This window comes from Donghicola sp., from assembly GCF_025210255.1.
Taxonomy (GTDB): Bacteria; Pseudomonadota; Alphaproteobacteria; order Rhodobacterales; family Rhodobacteraceae; genus Donghicola; species Donghicola eburneus.
Window position 1 is genome coordinate 86545 of the sequence record NZ_JAOARZ010000044.1, and the last position, 15201, is coordinate 101745.

Below are 15201 nucleotides of genomic sequence, written 5' to 3' on the forward strand. Positions count from 1 at the left end.
ATCAGAACTCGGCCACCTTGCCCCATTGGGTGCCTTGGAAGCGGGACAGTTTGTACTGCGCGGTCTCGGTGATCGGGGTGCGGTCCAGCAGCATGTCGGCCACCAGATGCCCCACGCCTGGTCCGATACCGAACCCATGCCCCGACAACCCCGCCGCCAAGGTCAGCCCGCCGATCCCGATATCGCTGTCGATCACCGGCACGCCATCGGGCGTGCTGTCGATGTAACCGGCCCAAGTGGCCTGCACGGCGACTTTCTTCAGTTCGGGCAGCAGATCGCGGGCGCGGGTCAGGGTCAGGTTGACCAAAGACGCGGAAGGCGTCGGGTCCAAGATGCGCATCCGCTCCATCGGGGTTTCACGGTCCAGCGCCCATCTCTGACGAGTCTCATGCCCCGCTTGCCAAGCCTGCACCCCGCCCGGCCGCAGCGCGCGCCAGCGTTTCGCGAACATCGGCAAGAAGTGTTTGGCCCCCAACAAGGCCCCCGGCGTCGGGTCCAGATTGGCGCGGCCCGAGATGGCCAGCGTATGGCCCCCATCCCCGCGGCGGGTCACCGAAACCTCGTTCGTGTGCAGCGCATCGGGCAACCCTTCGGCCCCTGGCTGGACAGACAAGATCGAGCTGCGCACCGCCGCCTGAGGGAGGAACAGCCCCGACTGGTGCAGGAAACTGGCCGCCCAAGCGCCGCCTGCCATAACCACCTGCCGCGTCTTGATCACCCCGCGCTCGGTGATGACAGCGCAAACGTTTCCATTCTGCACATCAATCCCGCGAGCCGCACAATTTTGCAGCACAACGCCCTGATGCTGCATCACGCCCTTGGCAATGATCGGGGCCGCGCGGGACGGGTCCGCGATGCCATCGGTGGGCGACCAGACACCCCCGAGCCAGCGCTTCCCCGTGGCTGCGCCGCGCTCCGATGCCTGATCCGCGGTCAACATTCGGGTGTCCACACCCTGCCCCCGCGCGAACTGGCCCCAGCGGTCCCAGCCGTCAATCTCGGCCTGATTGTTCGACAGATAGAGCAGCCCGCAGCGGCGAAAGCCCATGTCCTGACCAATGTCGGCGGTCATATCCTCCCACAAGGCCAAGCTGCGGGTGGACAGGGGCAATTCGCGGGCGTCCCTGTTTTGTTGGCGGCACCAGCCCCAGTTGCGGCTGGATTGCTCGGCCCCGATGCGGCCCTTTTCCAACAGCACGACCTTCATTCCCCCGCGCGCCAACCAGTAGGCCGCGCTGACGCCAACAATGCCCGCGCCGATCACGACGACGTCGGCGCTGTCAGGCAAGGTGTCGGGGGTGTCGATCTGCATCAAGGGGGCGGGCATGGGTCGTCTCTCCGGTCTGTTGCCTGACCCTAGCCCGCACCGTGCAGCCGGATGTGCCGGATTGCACAGGTCCAGCGGCATTTACTGTCGAATGTCAAACCCTTGCCCCTGCCCGCGGACTCGCCCAATAGTGACCCATAGTAAAGACCCCGAAGGACCCTGTTATGAGTAGCCAGCTGAAGCTCGATCGGATCGACGTAAAGATTCTCGCCGAGTTGCAGCGCAACGGGCGCATTACGAATGTCGAGCTGGCGGAACTGGTGGCGCTGTCGCCCTCGCCCTGCCTGATGCGGGTGAAAAAGCTGCAACAAGCGGGATATATCACCGGTTACACCGCGCAGATCGACGTGGCCAAGCTGGGGGATACGCTGACGGTGTTCACCGAGTTTACCCTGAAAAACCACCGCCAAATCGACTTTGCCCGCTTTCAGGAAGCGCTGGAAAAGGTCGATAGCTGCGTGGAATGCCATCTGGTGTCCGGCGGTTACGACTATCTGGCGAAATTTGTCTGCGCGTCGATCACCGACTATCAGAACATCATCGAAGCACTGATCGACCGCGGTGTCGGGATCGACAAATACTTCAGCTTTGTCGTGATGAAGACGCCGTTTGTGAAAAACCAGATCCCCCTGACGCGTCTGTTCGGAGATCGGGTGGGATAACGCCCCTACCTGCGGGGCGTCACGTTTAGCGGTTGGCGAATTGGGCAACCAGATTGGGGTCTTGCTCCAGCCCTGCCAGCCAACCGGTGTCCAGCTGCGGGATCGAGGAAATGAGCAGCCGCGAATACGGGTGCTGCGCCTCGGCGGACATGCGGGTGGCGGGCAAGGCCTCGACCACTTCACCTTTTAGCATCACCAGCACGTCGTCACAGATCGCCTCAACGGTGGACAGATCGTGGCTGATGAACATGTAGCTGAGACTGAGTTCGCGCTGGAGTTCCTTGAGCAGGTCCAGAATGGCCGCCGCGACCACGGTGTCGAGAGCCGAGGTAATCTCGTCGCACAGGATCAATTCAGGCTCTGCCGCCAGTGCGCGGGCAAGGTTGATGCGCTGTTTTTGACCACCCGACAGTTCCCCGGGCAAGCGGTGCCGCAGGTTCGCGGGCAAGCGCACCATGTCGAGCAGTTCTTTGACCCGCGCCTCACGGGCGGCGCCTTTGAGACCGTGGTAGAAGGCCAGCGGTCGACCAAGGATCTGCTCAACAGAATGGGCGGGATTCAGGGCCGTATCGGCCAACTGGAACACGATTTGGGCCTTGCGCAACTGCTCTTTGCTACGGCGTTTCAGGTCGCCGCGCAGCTCTTGGCCGTCCAGTAGGATGCCGCCTTGGTAAGGCGGCAGGATACCGGCGATTGCGCGGGCGAGCGTGGATTTGCCGCTGCCGGACTCCCCGATGACGCCCAAGTTGCGGCCCCGTTCCAGAGTGAAATTCACGTCCTTGAGGATTTTGATTTCCGGCTCGCCCTTGCGGAGCGCGCCATAGCCTGCGTGCAGGTGGATGACCTCTAGGATCGGTTTGGGGACCGCCTTGGCTTCTGGTTCGAAGGGCTCGTGGGGCACGGGTTCAAACGCAGCCAGAAGCTGGCGTGTGTAGGGATGCGCGGGGTGGGTCAGGATTTGCTCGGTGGAGCCGGTTTCCTGAATTTCCCCGCCCTTCAGCACGATGATCCGGTCGGCAATCTGGGCCACGACGGCCAGATCGTGGCTAACATAGACACCGGCCATTCCGCCCTGCTGCATCACGGATTTAAAGGCCCGCAACACCTCGATCTGGGTGGTGACGTCCAGCGCGGTTGTAGGCTCGTCAAAGATCACGAGCTTCGGCCCGCCAATCAACGCCATCGCAGCCGACAAGCGCTGCAACTGGCCGCCAGAGACTTGGTGCGGATAGCGGTGTCCGATGTTTTCGGGGTCCGGCAAGGCCAAAGCGCGGAAGAGTTCGACCGCTTTGGCCTCGGCCTCGGCTTTGGGCATCAGTTCATGGATGGCGGTGATTTCGATCACCTGATCCATGATCCGCTTGGACGGGTTAAACGCAGCCGCTGCCGACTGCGGCACATAGCTGACTTCGGTCCCGCGCAGGGCCGCGCGTTTGCGCTCGGGCAGCGCGGTGACGTCCGTGCCGTCCAAGGTGATCTGCCCGCCGGTGATCGAGCAGCCCGAGCGGGTGTAGCCCATCAGGGACAGCGCAATGGTGGTTTTCCCGCTGCCGGACTCCCCGATCAGGGCGACGATTTCGCCGGGGGCGATGTCAAAGGACACGCCGCGGATGATCTCGACCTTGCGGCCTGCGTCAGTGACCGCGCCGATGCGCAGGTCGTTAACGGTGACAAGAGGCTGGGTCATCATTCGCTCCGATCCCGAATTTTGGTGGGCAAGTTGTCGATGAACATGTTCACCGAAATGGTCAGGGTCGCGATGGCGATCGACGGAAAGATCACCGCTGGCGCACCAAGAGACAGGCCTTCGATGTTTTCACGGACCAAGGCACCCCAGTCCGCATTCGGCGGCTGCACCCCGAGACCGAGGAAGGACAGACCAGACAGAACCAGCACGATGAACACAAACCGCAGGCCAAGGTCGGCGAGCACGGGGCCAAGGATATTCGGAAAGATTTCGCGGGTGATCAGGTAGGGCGTGCTCTCGCCCCGTGCGCGGGCGACGGTGACGTAGTCGGTGGCGTTCACGTTCACGGCCAAAGCGCGGGCAAAGCGGTAAGAGCCGGGCAGATAGATCGCCGCCAAAGTCATGATCAGAACGGGGATTGAGGAGCCGACCGCCGCCACGACCACCAGACCGAATAGCAAAGACGGGATGCCGTTGAACGCGTCCAAGAGGCGCGACAGGATCATATCGAACCAACCGCCGATCACAGCCGCCACCATGCCAAGGATCACGCCACCCGCGCAGGCGAGCACGACCGAGGCCAGCGCAATACCAACTGTGTAACGTGCGCCCATCAGGATACGGCTAAAAATGTCGCGGCCCAGATAGTCGGTGCCCATCCAGAAATCTGCGGTGACGGGGCCGAAATAGTCCCAATCCACGATCTCTCCGGGGGGGTGCGGGGCAATCCACGGACCGACAATCGCGACGACGGCCCAGAACAGGATCACAGCCAGACCAACGCGGCCCACCCAGTTAAAGGAGTAGCCCAGACGCTTCGGGGTCGGGATCACGAATGCATTGGATCGTTCAATCATCATCGACGAAGCCTCGGGTTGGACAGGATGGCAATCAGGTCTGCCAGCGTGATCAGCGACAGGTAGCTGACGCAAAAGATCATGGCGCAGGACTGGATCAGGGGCAGATCGCGTGTGGCGACCGCATCGACCATCAGCTTGGCGACGCCGGGGTAGTTGAAGATCGTCTCGACGATGATCACACCGCCAACCAGATAGCTGAGCGACAGGGCGACTGCGTTGGCGATCGGACCCAAAGCGTTGGGCAGCGCGTGACCCAGAACCATGCGGCGGCGCGAGGCGCCCTTTAGCAGGGCCATCTCGACATAGGGGGTGTTGATCGTCTCGATCACCGCGGCGCGGGTCATGCGGATCATCTGCGCGGACACCACAAAGGACAGGGTGATCACCGGCATCGCATAGGCCCGCAGCATCGCACCCCAACTGTCGACATTCGCGCCATAGGCCAGCGCGGGCAGCCAGCCAAGCCAGACGGCGAAGATCAGCACGGCCAGCGTCGCAACCATGAATTCAGGCACCGAAATGACCGAGATCGTCGCGACAGACACCACGCGATCGAACATCGAACCCTTCCACATGGCAGCGCCGATCCCGAGGGCCAGCGCAATCGGCACGGACACCAAGGTCGTCACAGCCGCCAGACGCAGGGAATTGACCAAACGTCCGCCCATCAGATCGCTGACTGCCATCTTGTTCACGTAGGATGTGCCCATGTCGCCCCCCGCCAGACCGACCAGCCAGCCGGCAAAGCGGTGCATGGCGGGCTCGTCCAGTCCCATCGCGGTGCGCAAACCGGCCACCGCTTCGGGGGTGGCGGCCTGCCCCAGCAGGATTTCGGCGACGTCACCGGGCAGCAACTCGGTGGCGAAAAAGACGGCAAAGGACACAATGACCAGCGTCAGCAAGGCAATGCCAAGCCGCTGGGAAACAAGGATCCATGGCAAGAGCGATTTGGGCAAACGGACACCTCAGCCAATTGGGAATTCAGGGAAAGGCCCGCGCCGGATGGCACGGGCCGAAGGTTGGCCTTAGGCGGCACCGTCGAGCCAGACGTACTCGGCAAAGGCATAGCCCATCTGGCCGCCCAGGGGGTTCGGAGCCAGACCCTTGAGGTTCGAAGAGATCGCATCGACGTTCGAAATGTAGGCGGGAATGATGGTGCCTGCCTCGTTTGCGACCATCTCCTGCATGTCCCAGTAGATCGAGGTCCGCTTGTCTTCGTCCAGTGCGCCGCGCGCTTCGACCAGCATGGAGTCGAACTTGTCCGACTTGTACTGGCTCTCGTTCCAAGGGGCGTCCGAGGTGTAGAGCAGCGAGAACAGGATGTCCGGTGTGGGGCGCGGGTTGATGTTGCCGAAGTGCACGGGCGCCTTCAGCCAGTAGTTCGACCAGTAGCCATCAGAGGGCACGCGATCGACCTTGAGGTTCATACCGATCTCGGCGCCTGCCTGCTGGACGATCATCGCCATATCCACCGAAGAGGTCGCCGCATCGGACGCCACGATCGGAACCTCGGTGCCCATCAGGCCGGCCTTTTCAAAGTAGAACTTTGCCTGCTCGGGGTCATAGGCTTTGGGCGCGATGTTGGGGTTGTGGTACTTGTTCGCGGCCGACACGGGCTGGTCGTTGCCGATTTCGGCCAGACCGCGGAACACCGATTTCTGGATGGCTTCGCGGTTGATCAGGTACTTCATGCCTTCGATGAAGCCCTCTTTCATGCCGGGGTCCAGATCCTTGCGGATGTTCAGGTTGGTGTAGTTGCCCGAGGTGGTGATCGAGGTCGCAACCGAAGGCTGACCTTCGAGCATCCGCAGCGAACGTGCGTTCACGGCAGCCGCCACCTGAATATCACCGGACAAGAGCGCGTTCACGCGAGCGTTGTTGTCGGGGATCGCAAAGTATTCGTAGCTGTCCAGATAGACCGTGTTGCCCTTGAAGTAATTGGGGTTTTTCACCGCAACCGAGCGTACGCCGGGTTCGAACACCTCGCAGATGAAGGGACCGGTGCCGTTGGCGGTGGTGAAATCGGTGGTGCCGTCCTTAATGATCATGAAGTGGTGCAGCGCCAGAATGGTGGGCAGGTCGGCGTTGGGCGCGGCCAGCACGACCTTGACAGTGGTGTCGTCCAGCTTGGTGATCTCGGTCATCTGCTTGGCGATCGAGTTCACTTTGGACCCAACCGCTTCGTCCAAATGGCGTTTCAAAGAGAACACAACGTCATCGGCGGTCAGGGTCGAGCCATCGTGGAATTCAACTCCGGACTTCAACTTGATTTCCCAAGTCTGCGCGTCGTCGGTCGAGAGGCTCTCGGCCAGTTCCATCTCGGTCACGCCGCCTTCGGCAAGGAAGGTCAGGCGGTTGTAGAAGGAACAGCAGCGCACGTAGTCGGTCGAGAGCGACGCCTTGGCCGGATCAAGGGTATCCGCGGTCGAGGACGACCAGCCAGCCGCCTTGATGCTGCCGCCAAAGACGGGGGTCGCGGCAACCGCTTGGGTCGCGCGGGTCAGCAGCGAGCCACCAACGGCCATGCCAACGCCCGACGCCATTAGCATCTTGAGCAGTTCACGGCGCGAGGCACCGCGGCGGATCATCCCTTCGACCAGTGCGTCGTCGCGTCTGGACCAGTTGTTTGGTGTGTTCTTGGTCATGTTTGTATTCCCTGTTGTTCTGTTGGAGAGGAAGACGGCCTTGCGATCTTGTCGCCGCATAAGCCGTTGATCTTATTTGCCGAAGACGGTTTCTGCGGCCTCGGCCAGTTCCATAAGTGAGTGGAAGTGGTAATCGGGTTCGGTGAATTCTTTGGGCTCGATGGTGCCGCCGTAACCGTTCTGCGCGTGGCGGCGCTGGATCCATGCGTTGGTCATGCCCAGTTCGCGAGAGATGCCGATGTCGTGGTACTGGCTTTGCGCGGTGTGCAGGATGTCGGATTTGGAGCCGCCATCGGTTTCGACCCACGCAAAGACGTGGTGGAAATAGGCCGGATCAGGCTTCTCGGTTTTGGTGTCATCGGTGGTGAAACCGGCATAGAAAGGCTGCCCCAGCTTCTCGGCGTATTTGTCAAAGGCCCAGCGCTGCGCGTTGGTCATTGCGACCAGCTTGTAGTGCTGCTTCAGCTTGGCCATGGCGGCGGCGCTGTCGGGGAACGGTTTAGCATCGCCCACGCTATCGACCATGAACTGACGGTACTCGGGGGTGTCGGGCAGACCGAAGGTTTCGGCGATCCGGCCATAGCAGCGGCCAAGGTCGTCGGGGAACAGGCCCGCACCGGGCTCGTATCGGGCGTCGCGGTAAACGGCCAGCGCGGCCTCTCCGTCAATGTCGACGCCTTCTTTTTCGGCTATGCTGGCAAGGGCGTCTTTGATCGCGCCTTCGAAGTCGATCAGGGTGCCGACCACGTCAAAGGTCAGGTAGCTGAAAGCGGTCAGAGGTTTCACGGCAGTTGTGGTTGCCATTTTCGGCGGTCCTTATGTTGTCGAGTGCGCCCAAGGGCGCCGGATAAGATGCTGAGAAACGTGGGGCAAACAGCAGAAGGTTCTGTCTGTCTGAGGGGCGCGTTGCGGCTGTGTTTCCTGCGCGCGTCCCTTGTTTTGTTGACCGATAGGGCGATCTGTCGTTTCCCTGTTACAGTCAACTTGGCCCCAAACCCCGCAGGCAAAACGCTTAAAATGTGTGGGGTGGCGGCATATTCTGCTGAACTGGCGCAGGACGCGGCATTTCGCACCGCGGCCCGAAAAGGCGTCTTAGTAGCCCCGCGATTGGTCCACCAAACCAGGGATATCCTCGCCCGAGCGAAGCGCGCGGATCACGTTGAGCGCGTGTTCTGCACCCTCGGCATAATCGGTGACAGAGCCCACGTGGGGGGTGATAATCACGCGCGGATCAGTCCAAGCCCAATGGTCAGCGGGCAAGGGTTCTGGATTGGTCACATCCATCATCACGCTATGGATTTGACCGGAGTCGAGCGCCAATTTCAGCGCTTTCATATCCAGTTGGCTGCCCCGCCCCGCGTGAGCCAGCATTGCGCCTTGGGGCAGTTGATTGAACACATCCTGTCCTAGAATACCGCGCGTTTCCTTGGTCAGGGGCAGCAGGCAGACCAGCAAATCGGTGCGCTGCAAGAAAGCAGGCAGATCCACTGCGCCGTACACCTCAATACCGTCCACAGGGGTCCCCGAGCGGCTCCAACCCGCGACATCAAACCCGAGGCTCGACAGCGTCTGCGCAGTCAAGGCACCAATCCGCCCCATGCCCATGATCCCCACTCGGCGGCTCTGACTGGATTGGATGCCCTGGGATTTCCATATTCCCGTCTTCGCTTGCTCTATGTAGGCGGGCATCTGGCGGTGCAGCATGAGCGTTGCCATGACCACCCAATCGCGCACCATGGGGGCGATGCTGCTCGCGATGGTCCGCGTCAGCACAACGCCCTCTGGCATCGGGGGCATGTGATCCACGCCAGCCGCCACGCAGATCACAGCCTTTAGGTTGGGATAAATGCTCAGGTCGGCGGGGGGCTGCCAACAGGCGATATAAATGACTTCGGCGGGGTCGGTGACAGCCTCTTCGCCGATAATCATCGGTACGCCCGCAGCGTCGAAGATGGGCTGCCAAACCGCGGCGCGGTCTGGCAAAGAGATGTAAAGCAGCGCCATTAGCGCAGTGCCTCGCGGACTTCGGGATCTTCTAGGGTCAGGTCCAGCACTTTGCGGGTACGTTCGATGATCATATCGATTTCCTCTTCGCTGCAGCAGAGCGGCGGCGCATAGCCGAAGATGCCTTGGGCGAACGAGCGCACGATCAGCCCATGCTCCCATGCGCGGTCAAAGAGACGCGTGGCAGGCTGGACGCTGGCGGGCAGCGGTGTCTTGGCTTCTTTGTCGGTGACCAGCTCCACAGCGGCCAGCATCCCGCGGCCGCGCACATCACCGACCAGTGGGTGATCCATCAGGCCGTTCAGGCCGGCCATCAGACGCGCGCCCATCTTCTCGCCATTCTCCAATAGGCCGCCTTCGTACAGCGCCAGAACCTCTAGCCCCACAGCAGCCGAGACAGGGTGGCCAGAGTAGGTGAAGCCGTGGCCGATCGCCTTGGCTCCTGCCCCGTCGCTGAGGGTCTGGTAGACGTGGTCCGACATGAACACCGCGCCCATCGGCACATAGCCAGAGGTCAGGCCCTTGGCGGTGGTCATCAGGTCGGGGACGATGCCCTCTTCGGCGCAGGCAAACAGCGGGCCGGTGCGGCCGAAACCGGTGATCACCTCGTCGGCGATGAACAGCACGCCATATTCGGTGCAGACGTCGCGCATGGCTTTGATCCAGCCCTTGGGCGGGACCAGAACGCCGCCCGAGCCTTGGATCGGTTCTACGTAGAAGGCTGCGACTTTGTCCGCCCCGATGGCTTCGATCTTGGCCCGTAATTCCGCGACCGAGGCGTCGATGATCGCCTGCGGATCGGTGCCAACGGGGTTGCGATACACATAGTGCGACGAAATTTTATGCTGCCACGGATAGGGCAAGCCAAAGCCGTCATGAAACGCGCTCAGCGCAGTCAGACCGGCCCCCAACGAAGACGAGCCGTGATAGCCGTTCTCGACCGAGATGAACTGGTCGCGCTCGGGCTGGCCTTTGGCATGCCAGTAGTAGCGGACAAAGCGGATGGTGCTGTCCACTGCGTCCGACCCGCCAAGGGTAAAGTAGACATGGTTCAGATCACCTGGCGCCCGTTCGGCCAGCGCAGCGGCCAGTTTGATCGGCGCCTCGGCCCCCAGGTCAAAGTACCCCGTGGCATAGGGCAAGCGGCGCATTTGGCCCGTCGCGGCCTCGATCACGGATTCTTGGCCGTAGCCCGCGTTCACACACCACAGGCCCGCGAAACCGTCGATCAACTCGCGCCCTTCGGCATCGGTGACGCGTGCGCCTTTGGCCGAGGTCAGGACGCGGACGCCGCGTGCTTCGTGACCTTGAAAGGAAGACACAGGGTGGATCAGGTGCTGGCGGTCCAGCTCGACAAGGGAATTGGTCAGCATAATTTTGCTCCGGAATTAGCCGAGTGCCTGAGACACGAGGGCGAAGGTTTTGAAAGGGGTGGGATGAGGCACGTGGGCGGGCATCTGCATGGCCGTGCCGCCGCCCACATGGGTCAGGCCGAGCGTTTCCATGTGCCCGCCAAGGGCGTCCGAGGTCAGGTCGATCCGCAGGAATTTGCCTTTGGCTTGGGTTGCGGCGGCGTCGATCAGGGCGCGAGCGGCGATGGCATCCTCGGCTACCACGGGGCCAACGACCATGCCCCGTCCGAAGTCGCGCAGCATGGCAAAGCCGCCAGCGGTGGTCAGGACAGTGCCGGTGCTGGCGATTTCCTCCAGCAGTTGATAGCGCGACATGCCAGAGGCCGTTTGGTCGATTTTGGTCAGGTCGTGCAGGTCGGCCTTGCCCTTTTTGACGGTCTGTTCGGGGGCGTGGGCCTGCGCAATGCCTTGGTACTGGTGGATCTGGCCGTGGGCGACGAACCCCAGCTTTTCATAGAGCGGCAGGCCGTCTTTGGTCGCCACCAGCCGCAGGGTTTTCCCCTGCCCAAGCGCCATAATCGCGTCCATCAGGCGGCGACCAAGGCCGCGGCCACGGCAGGCCTCGTCCACGATGATCATGTTCAGGGTCGCCACGTCGCCAAAGTCGGAACACAAGGCGGTGCCGACGATTTGGTCCCCATCCAGCGCCACAACCCCTTGGGCGGTGGTCAGGGTCAGGGCCCAATCCTCGAAGCGGTGGGGCCAGCCGGCCTGCTGGGACAGGCGTAGGGCCCCCGCGATATGCTCGGGGCCAAAGGGGGCCAAGGTGATCTGCTGCGGCGAAGGGGTGTTCAGGGTGTCCATCGTCATCGGGTCCATTCTGTTCATGGCCAGATTAGGAGAACGCCCGCGGCATGATCCGTTTGATGCTGTGGCAGCGCGGCAGTTTGGACTGGCAGGGCCCTACTCCGCCGCAGAAAATGCTGTCAGCCCGAGGGGTTAATCGGACAGGTATCGGCCCAATGCCAGTACCATTTGCGCTGCGGCATGCAGTTCTTGGGTCGTGAGGTATTCCTCGGGCTTGTGCGCGCGGGAAATGTCGCCCGGCCCGCAGATCACAGAGGGGATGCCCGCTTTCTGGAAAAGGCCTGCTTCGGTGCCATAACTCACTGCGCCGATTGGGAAATTCCCCGAAATTTGTTCCGCGATCTGGGCCAAGGGCGCATCTGACGCCAAGGTCAAGGCGGGATAGGAGGATATGATTTCGGCGCCAACAGACGGCCCGCAGGCCGCAAGGATCGGCGCCAGCAATGCCTCGGGATCGACACCAGCGATGGCGCGGGCCTCGATCTGAGCCGTGACGTGGTCGGGAATGATGTTGACGGCTTGGCCGCCCGCCACCGTGCCGATTTGCAGGGATGAATAGGGCGGCGCAAACCGCTCGTCCGTGTCGCCGGATTTCAGCACGTCTGCCTGTGTTGCCGCCGCCAGCAAAACCGGCAGCAGGGCATGGATCGCGTTCGCCCCCAGATCAGGGCGGGAGCTGTGGCCGGAGATCCCTTTGGCCGTCAGGCGCAGGGCGGCTTTGCCTTTGTGCGCCAGAACGGGGGTCATGCCCGACGGCTCGCCGACAAAGCAGCCCAAGGGCGGAGCGATCAGGTCTGGCAGTGCGGCAATCAGGTGCGGCACGCCTTTGCACCCTGCCTCTTCGTCATAGGACAGGGCGATGTGGATGGGCGCGGTCAGGGGCATCGCGGCCAGATCGGGGGCCATCGCCAAAACGGCAGCGACGTAGCCCTTCATATCGCAGGCCCCGCGCCCGATCAGGCGATCGCCGTCGCGGCGCAGGGTGAACGGATCGGCTAGCCATTCGGGTTCGCCCGCAGGGACCACATCCACGTGGCCCGACAGAATGTACCCCGGCACCGCAGGATCGCCGATGGTGGCCAGCAGATTATACCGGTCGCCCTCGGGGCCTTGCAGCAGATGATGCGGGATGCCGTGGCCGGTCAGGTAGTCGCTGACAAACTCCATCAGCGCGCCGTTGCCCTGCCCTACGACCGTCGGGAAACCAACCAGGCGTTCCAGCATCTGCTCGGGGGTGTACCGATCCGCCATGGCTCAGGACGCGATCACAAAGATTTTGCGCAGGGTTTCCAGCGTTTCCCATGTTCCGACAAAGCCGGGCTTCATGATAAAGCTGTCACCCGCGTTAAAGGTATGCGCCGCGCCACCATCCTCGGTGATCACACACTTTCCGGACAGAATGTGACAGAATTCAAAGGTTTCGCCCTTCATCGAGATGGTCTTGCCGGGTGTCGACTCCCAGATGCCAGTGCGGATTTTACCCCACTTAGAGGCTTCGGCGATGGCGGCATCCAGCTCCCATGTTTGATAGGCGGGATTGCCGTCGATCAGGCGGTCGGGCGCCGCCGTCGCGTGCACGGGGTCAAAGGTCGGCGCGGTGTTTACGGGCAAGAGTTTGGTCATGTCAGGTCCATTCCATTGGTCTGCCACCAACGTGCCCTGCCCGCCCCCGCGCCAGTCACCGAACATCGCCCCTTGGCGGCATCCCGTGCCGTCGACCCTCGGGGATACGGAATTTCATGCCGCGAAACGGGCAAACGCGGCGCACTGTGCCTAGCCGCCCGCGCCAGACTGACAGCATCCAGAGAACGTCCAAGGACCGCTGACATGACCTTCCGCCCCAAATTCATCACCTTTGACTGCCACGGCACTATGATCCTGTTCGATATGGCCGGCGCAGCACGCGATCATTACAGCGCGATGCTGACGCCTGCGCAGATGGACACATTCATCGCCGATTTCTCGGCTTACCGTCTCGACGAGGTGCTCGGCGCGTGGAAACCCTATGCCGAGATCGTGCACAACGCGCTGGAGCGGACCTGCAAACGGAACGGCATCGCCTTTGATCCTGCTGTGGCAGAGGATATCTATAACCGCGTGCCGACTTGGGGCCCTCATGCGGATGTGCCCGCCGGTCTCGCCAAGATCGCGCCAGAAATTCCGCTGGTGGCACTGACCAACTCGATGAATGCGCAGATCCCGCATAATATTGCGAAACTCGGTGCTCCGATTGCGCATGTATTTACGGCCGAAAGCGCTGGTGCCTACAAGCCGCAAATGAAGGCGTTCGAATACATGCTGGATCAACTGGGCTGCGGACCAGAGGATATTCTGCACGTCTCTTCCAGCTTTCGCTACGATCTGATGACCGCCCACGACATGGGTATCAAGAACAAGGTCTGGGTGAACCGCGGCCACGAGCCCGCGAACTCCTATTATGGCTACACCGAGATCAAGGATATATCCGAACTGCCCGCCGTTGTGGGCCTGTGAGCGGAGGCCGCTATGAAATACATGTCCTATTGGCATGACACGGCGGCGCCCTTTGCCGCCGCGATGCAGGGCCCCGTCGAAGGCAAGGTCGATGTGGCGATCATCGGCGCAGGCTTCACTGGCCTGAGTGCCGCCCGCAAGCTGGCCCGCGAAGGGGTCAGCGTCGCTGTTCTGGAAGCCGACCATGTGGGCGCTGGCGGCTCGGGGCGGAATGGTGGGCACCTGAACAACGGGGTCGCCCACGGATATGCCGAGGCCAAGGCGCATCTGGGGGCCGAACAGGCGCACAGGCTGTACCATGCCTATGACCGCTCCATCGACATGATCGAGGATGTGATCCGCGAAGAAGCGATCGACTGCGATTTCCGGCGCTCTGGCAAGCTGAAGCTGGCCTCAAAGCCCTCGCACTTGGATGGGCTGAAGGCCAATTTCGAGCTGATCCACCGCGAGGTCGATCCCGACACCCGCTGGCTGTCGAAATCCGATCTGGCAGGCGAAGTGGGCGGCGAAGCCTTTTACGGCGGAATGCTCTACGAGAAGTCCGCGATGATGCATATGGGCAAATATGTGCAGGGTCTGGGAACGGCTGCGGCCCGTCACGGCGCGCATATTTGGGAGAACGCGCCGGTCACCGCGCGGGACAAAACCGCGACCGGATGGCGACTGAGCACACCCAAGGGCACCATCGAGGCTGACCGCGTGATCGCCGCCACGGGGGCCTATGGCGGGCGGGTGCAGGGATCGCCCTTGGGCTATTTCCGCCGCCGCATCATCTCGGTCGGGTCGTTTATCATCGCCACCCGTCCCCTGACCGCGCAAGAGATCGCGCAGACCGTGCCCGGGAACCGCACCTATGTGACCTCGATGAATATCGGGAACTACTTCCGCCTGTCGCCGGACAACCGGCTGATCTTTGGCGGGCGGGCACGCTTCTCGGCGACGTCGGACCAGCAATCGGATGCCAAGTCGGGCGAAATCCTACGCGCCAGCATGGAGCGCCTGTTCCCGCATCTCAAGGACATCCGGATTGATTACTGCTGGGGCGGCCTCGTCGGCATGACCCAAGACCGCTATCCCCGCGCTGGCGAAGCCGACGGCATGATCTTTGGCATGGGCTATTCCGGCCACGGGGCGCAGATGTCGACCCTACTGGGTCAATCTCTGGCCGATCTGGCGATGGGGCGGACGGACACCAACCCGCTGGCGGGCATGGACTGGCCCAAAATCCCGATGCACAGCGGTAAGCCGTGGTTCCTGCCTCTGGTTGGTATGTATTTCGGGCTGAAAGACCGCTTGAGCTGAAA

14 protein-coding genes are annotated in these 15201 nt (G+C 62.2%); 3 read left to right on the plus strand and 11 right to left on the minus strand.

Annotated features, from left to right (window positions below; translation table 11 throughout):
• Position 1: 1 nt before the first annotated feature.
• Entirely contained in the window at positions 2-1327 is a 1326-nt protein-coding gene (locus N4A58_RS20345; protein WP_293713168.1) for an FAD-binding oxidoreductase, read from the minus strand.
• A gap of 164 nt (positions 1328-1491) precedes the next feature.
• Between N4A58_RS20345 and N4A58_RS20350 the strand changes: the two genes are divergently transcribed.
• On the plus strand, positions 1492-1989 hold the full coding sequence (locus N4A58_RS20350; protein WP_218157033.1) for an Lrp/AsnC family transcriptional regulator: 498 nt from the start codon (positions 1492-1494) through the stop codon (positions 1987-1989).
• 25 nt (positions 1990-2014) lie between these two features.
• Here the strand turns inward: N4A58_RS20350 and N4A58_RS20355 are convergent, their stop codons facing one another.
• The 10 genes from N4A58_RS20355 to N4A58_RS20400 all read right to left on the minus strand — a co-directional run bounded on the left by N4A58_RS20355 (position 2015) and on the right by N4A58_RS20400 (position 13027).
• Entirely contained in the window at positions 2015-3676 is a 1662-nt protein-coding gene (locus N4A58_RS20355; RefSeq protein WP_293713171.1) for an ABC transporter ATP-binding protein, read from the minus strand.
• A complete protein-coding gene (locus N4A58_RS20360; protein WP_293713173.1) occupies positions 3676-4536 on the minus strand; it encodes an ABC transporter permease in 861 nt (286 codons plus the stop codon). The genes N4A58_RS20355 and N4A58_RS20360 overlap by 1 nt, the downstream gene beginning before the upstream one ends.
• Entirely contained in the window at positions 4533-5492 is a 960-nt protein-coding gene (locus N4A58_RS20365) for an ABC transporter permease (protein WP_293713175.1), read from the minus strand. Before N4A58_RS20365 ends, N4A58_RS20360 begins: the two co-directional genes overlap by 4 nt.
• A gap of 69 nt (positions 5493-5561) precedes the next feature.
• The gene (locus N4A58_RS20370) at positions 5562-7181 is read right to left on the minus strand and encodes an ABC transporter substrate-binding protein (protein WP_293713177.1); all 1620 of its coding nucleotides are present in this window, start codon (positions 7179-7181) and stop codon (positions 5562-5564) included.
• Positions 7182-7253: 72 nt separating this feature from the next.
• Entirely contained in the window at positions 7254-7985 is a 732-nt protein-coding gene (locus N4A58_RS20375) for an HAD-IA family hydrolase (RefSeq protein ID WP_293713179.1), read from the minus strand.
• Positions 7986-8273: 288 nt separating this feature from the next.
• Positions 8274-9185, minus strand: a complete 912-nt coding sequence (locus N4A58_RS20380) for a glyoxylate/hydroxypyruvate reductase A (RefSeq protein ID WP_293713181.1) — start codon at positions 9183-9185, stop codon at positions 8274-8276.
• Positions 9185-10558, minus strand: coding sequence for an aspartate aminotransferase family protein (locus N4A58_RS20385; RefSeq protein ID WP_293713183.1), 1374 nt, complete (start codon positions 10556-10558; stop codon positions 9185-9187). Before N4A58_RS20385 ends, N4A58_RS20380 begins: the two co-directional genes overlap by 1 nt.
• Before the next feature lie 15 nt (positions 10559-10573).
• The gene (locus N4A58_RS20390; RefSeq protein ID WP_293713185.1) at positions 10574-11407 is read right to left on the minus strand and encodes a GNAT family N-acetyltransferase; all 834 of its coding nucleotides are present in this window, start codon (positions 11405-11407) and stop codon (positions 10574-10576) included.
• 129 nt (positions 11408-11536) lie between these two features.
• Entirely contained in the window at positions 11537-12655 is a 1119-nt protein-coding gene (gene argE / locus N4A58_RS20395; RefSeq protein WP_293713187.1) for an acetylornithine deacetylase, read from the minus strand.
• Between the two features lie 3 nt (positions 12656-12658).
• The gene (locus N4A58_RS20400; protein ID WP_293713189.1) at positions 12659-13027 is read right to left on the minus strand and encodes a cupin domain-containing protein; all 369 of its coding nucleotides are present in this window, start codon (positions 13025-13027) and stop codon (positions 12659-12661) included.
• 204 nt (positions 13028-13231) lie between these two features.
• Here N4A58_RS20400 and N4A58_RS20405 point away from each other — a divergent pair, with 204 nt between their 5' ends.
• Together N4A58_RS20405 and N4A58_RS20410 are read left to right on the plus strand one after the other, a co-directional pair.
• On the plus strand, positions 13232-13897 hold the full coding sequence (locus N4A58_RS20405; protein ID WP_293713191.1) for a haloacid dehalogenase type II: 666 nt from the start codon (positions 13232-13234) through the stop codon (positions 13895-13897).
• A 12-nt stretch (positions 13898-13909) separates the two neighbouring features.
• The gene (locus N4A58_RS20410) at positions 13910-15199 is read left to right on the plus strand and encodes an FAD-binding oxidoreductase (protein ID WP_293713192.1); all 1290 of its coding nucleotides are present in this window, start codon (positions 13910-13912) and stop codon (positions 15197-15199) included.
• Positions 15200-15201 lie beyond the last annotated feature (2 nt).

What these genes read in the sequence shown, in the direction of transcription:
- N4A58_RS20400 (WP_293713189.1), bottom strand. Translation starts at nt 13,027, where the DNA reads ATGACCAAACTCTTGCCCGTAAACACCGCGCCGACCTTTGACCCCGTG.
- N4A58_RS20370 (WP_293713177.1), bottom strand. Translation starts at nt 7,181, where the DNA reads ATGACCAAGAACACACCAAACAACTGGTCCAGACGCGACGACGCACTG.
- N4A58_RS20350 (WP_218157033.1), top strand. Translation starts at nt 1,492, where the DNA reads ATGAGTAGCCAGCTGAAGCTCGATCGGATCGACGTAAAGATTCTCGCC.
- N4A58_RS20405 (WP_293713191.1), top strand. Translation starts at nt 13,232, where the DNA reads ATGACCTTCCGCCCCAAATTCATCACCTTTGACTGCCACGGCACTATG.
- N4A58_RS20410 (WP_293713192.1), top strand. Translation starts at nt 13,910, where the DNA reads ATGAAATACATGTCCTATTGGCATGACACGGCGGCGCCCTTTGCCGCC.
- N4A58_RS20380 (WP_293713181.1), bottom strand. Translation starts at nt 9,185, where the DNA reads ATGGCGCTGCTTTACATCTCTTTGCCAGACCGCGCCGCGGTTTGGCAG.
- N4A58_RS20355 (WP_293713171.1), bottom strand. Translation starts at nt 3,676, where the DNA reads ATGACCCAGCCTCTTGTCACCGTTAACGACCTGCGCATCGGCGCGGTC.
- N4A58_RS20345 (WP_293713168.1), bottom strand. Translation starts at nt 1,327, where the DNA reads ATGCCCGCCCCCTTGATGCAGATCGACACCCCCGACACCTTGCCTGAC.
- N4A58_RS20360 (WP_293713173.1), bottom strand. Translation starts at nt 4,536, where the DNA reads ATGATGATTGAACGATCCAATGCATTCGTGATCCCGACCCCGAAGCGT.
- N4A58_RS20385 (WP_293713183.1), bottom strand. Translation starts at nt 10,558, where the DNA reads ATGCTGACCAATTCCCTTGTCGAGCTGGACCGCCAGCACCTGATCCAC.
- N4A58_RS20375 (WP_293713179.1), bottom strand. Translation starts at nt 7,985, where the DNA reads ATGGCAACCACAACTGCCGTGAAACCTCTGACCGCTTTCAGCTACCTG.
- argE (WP_293713187.1), bottom strand. Translation starts at nt 12,655, where the DNA reads ATGGCGGATCGGTACACCCCCGAGCAGATGCTGGAACGCCTGGTTGGT.
- N4A58_RS20390 (WP_293713185.1), bottom strand. Translation starts at nt 11,407, where the DNA reads ATGACGATGGACACCCTGAACACCCCTTCGCCGCAGCAGATCACCTTG.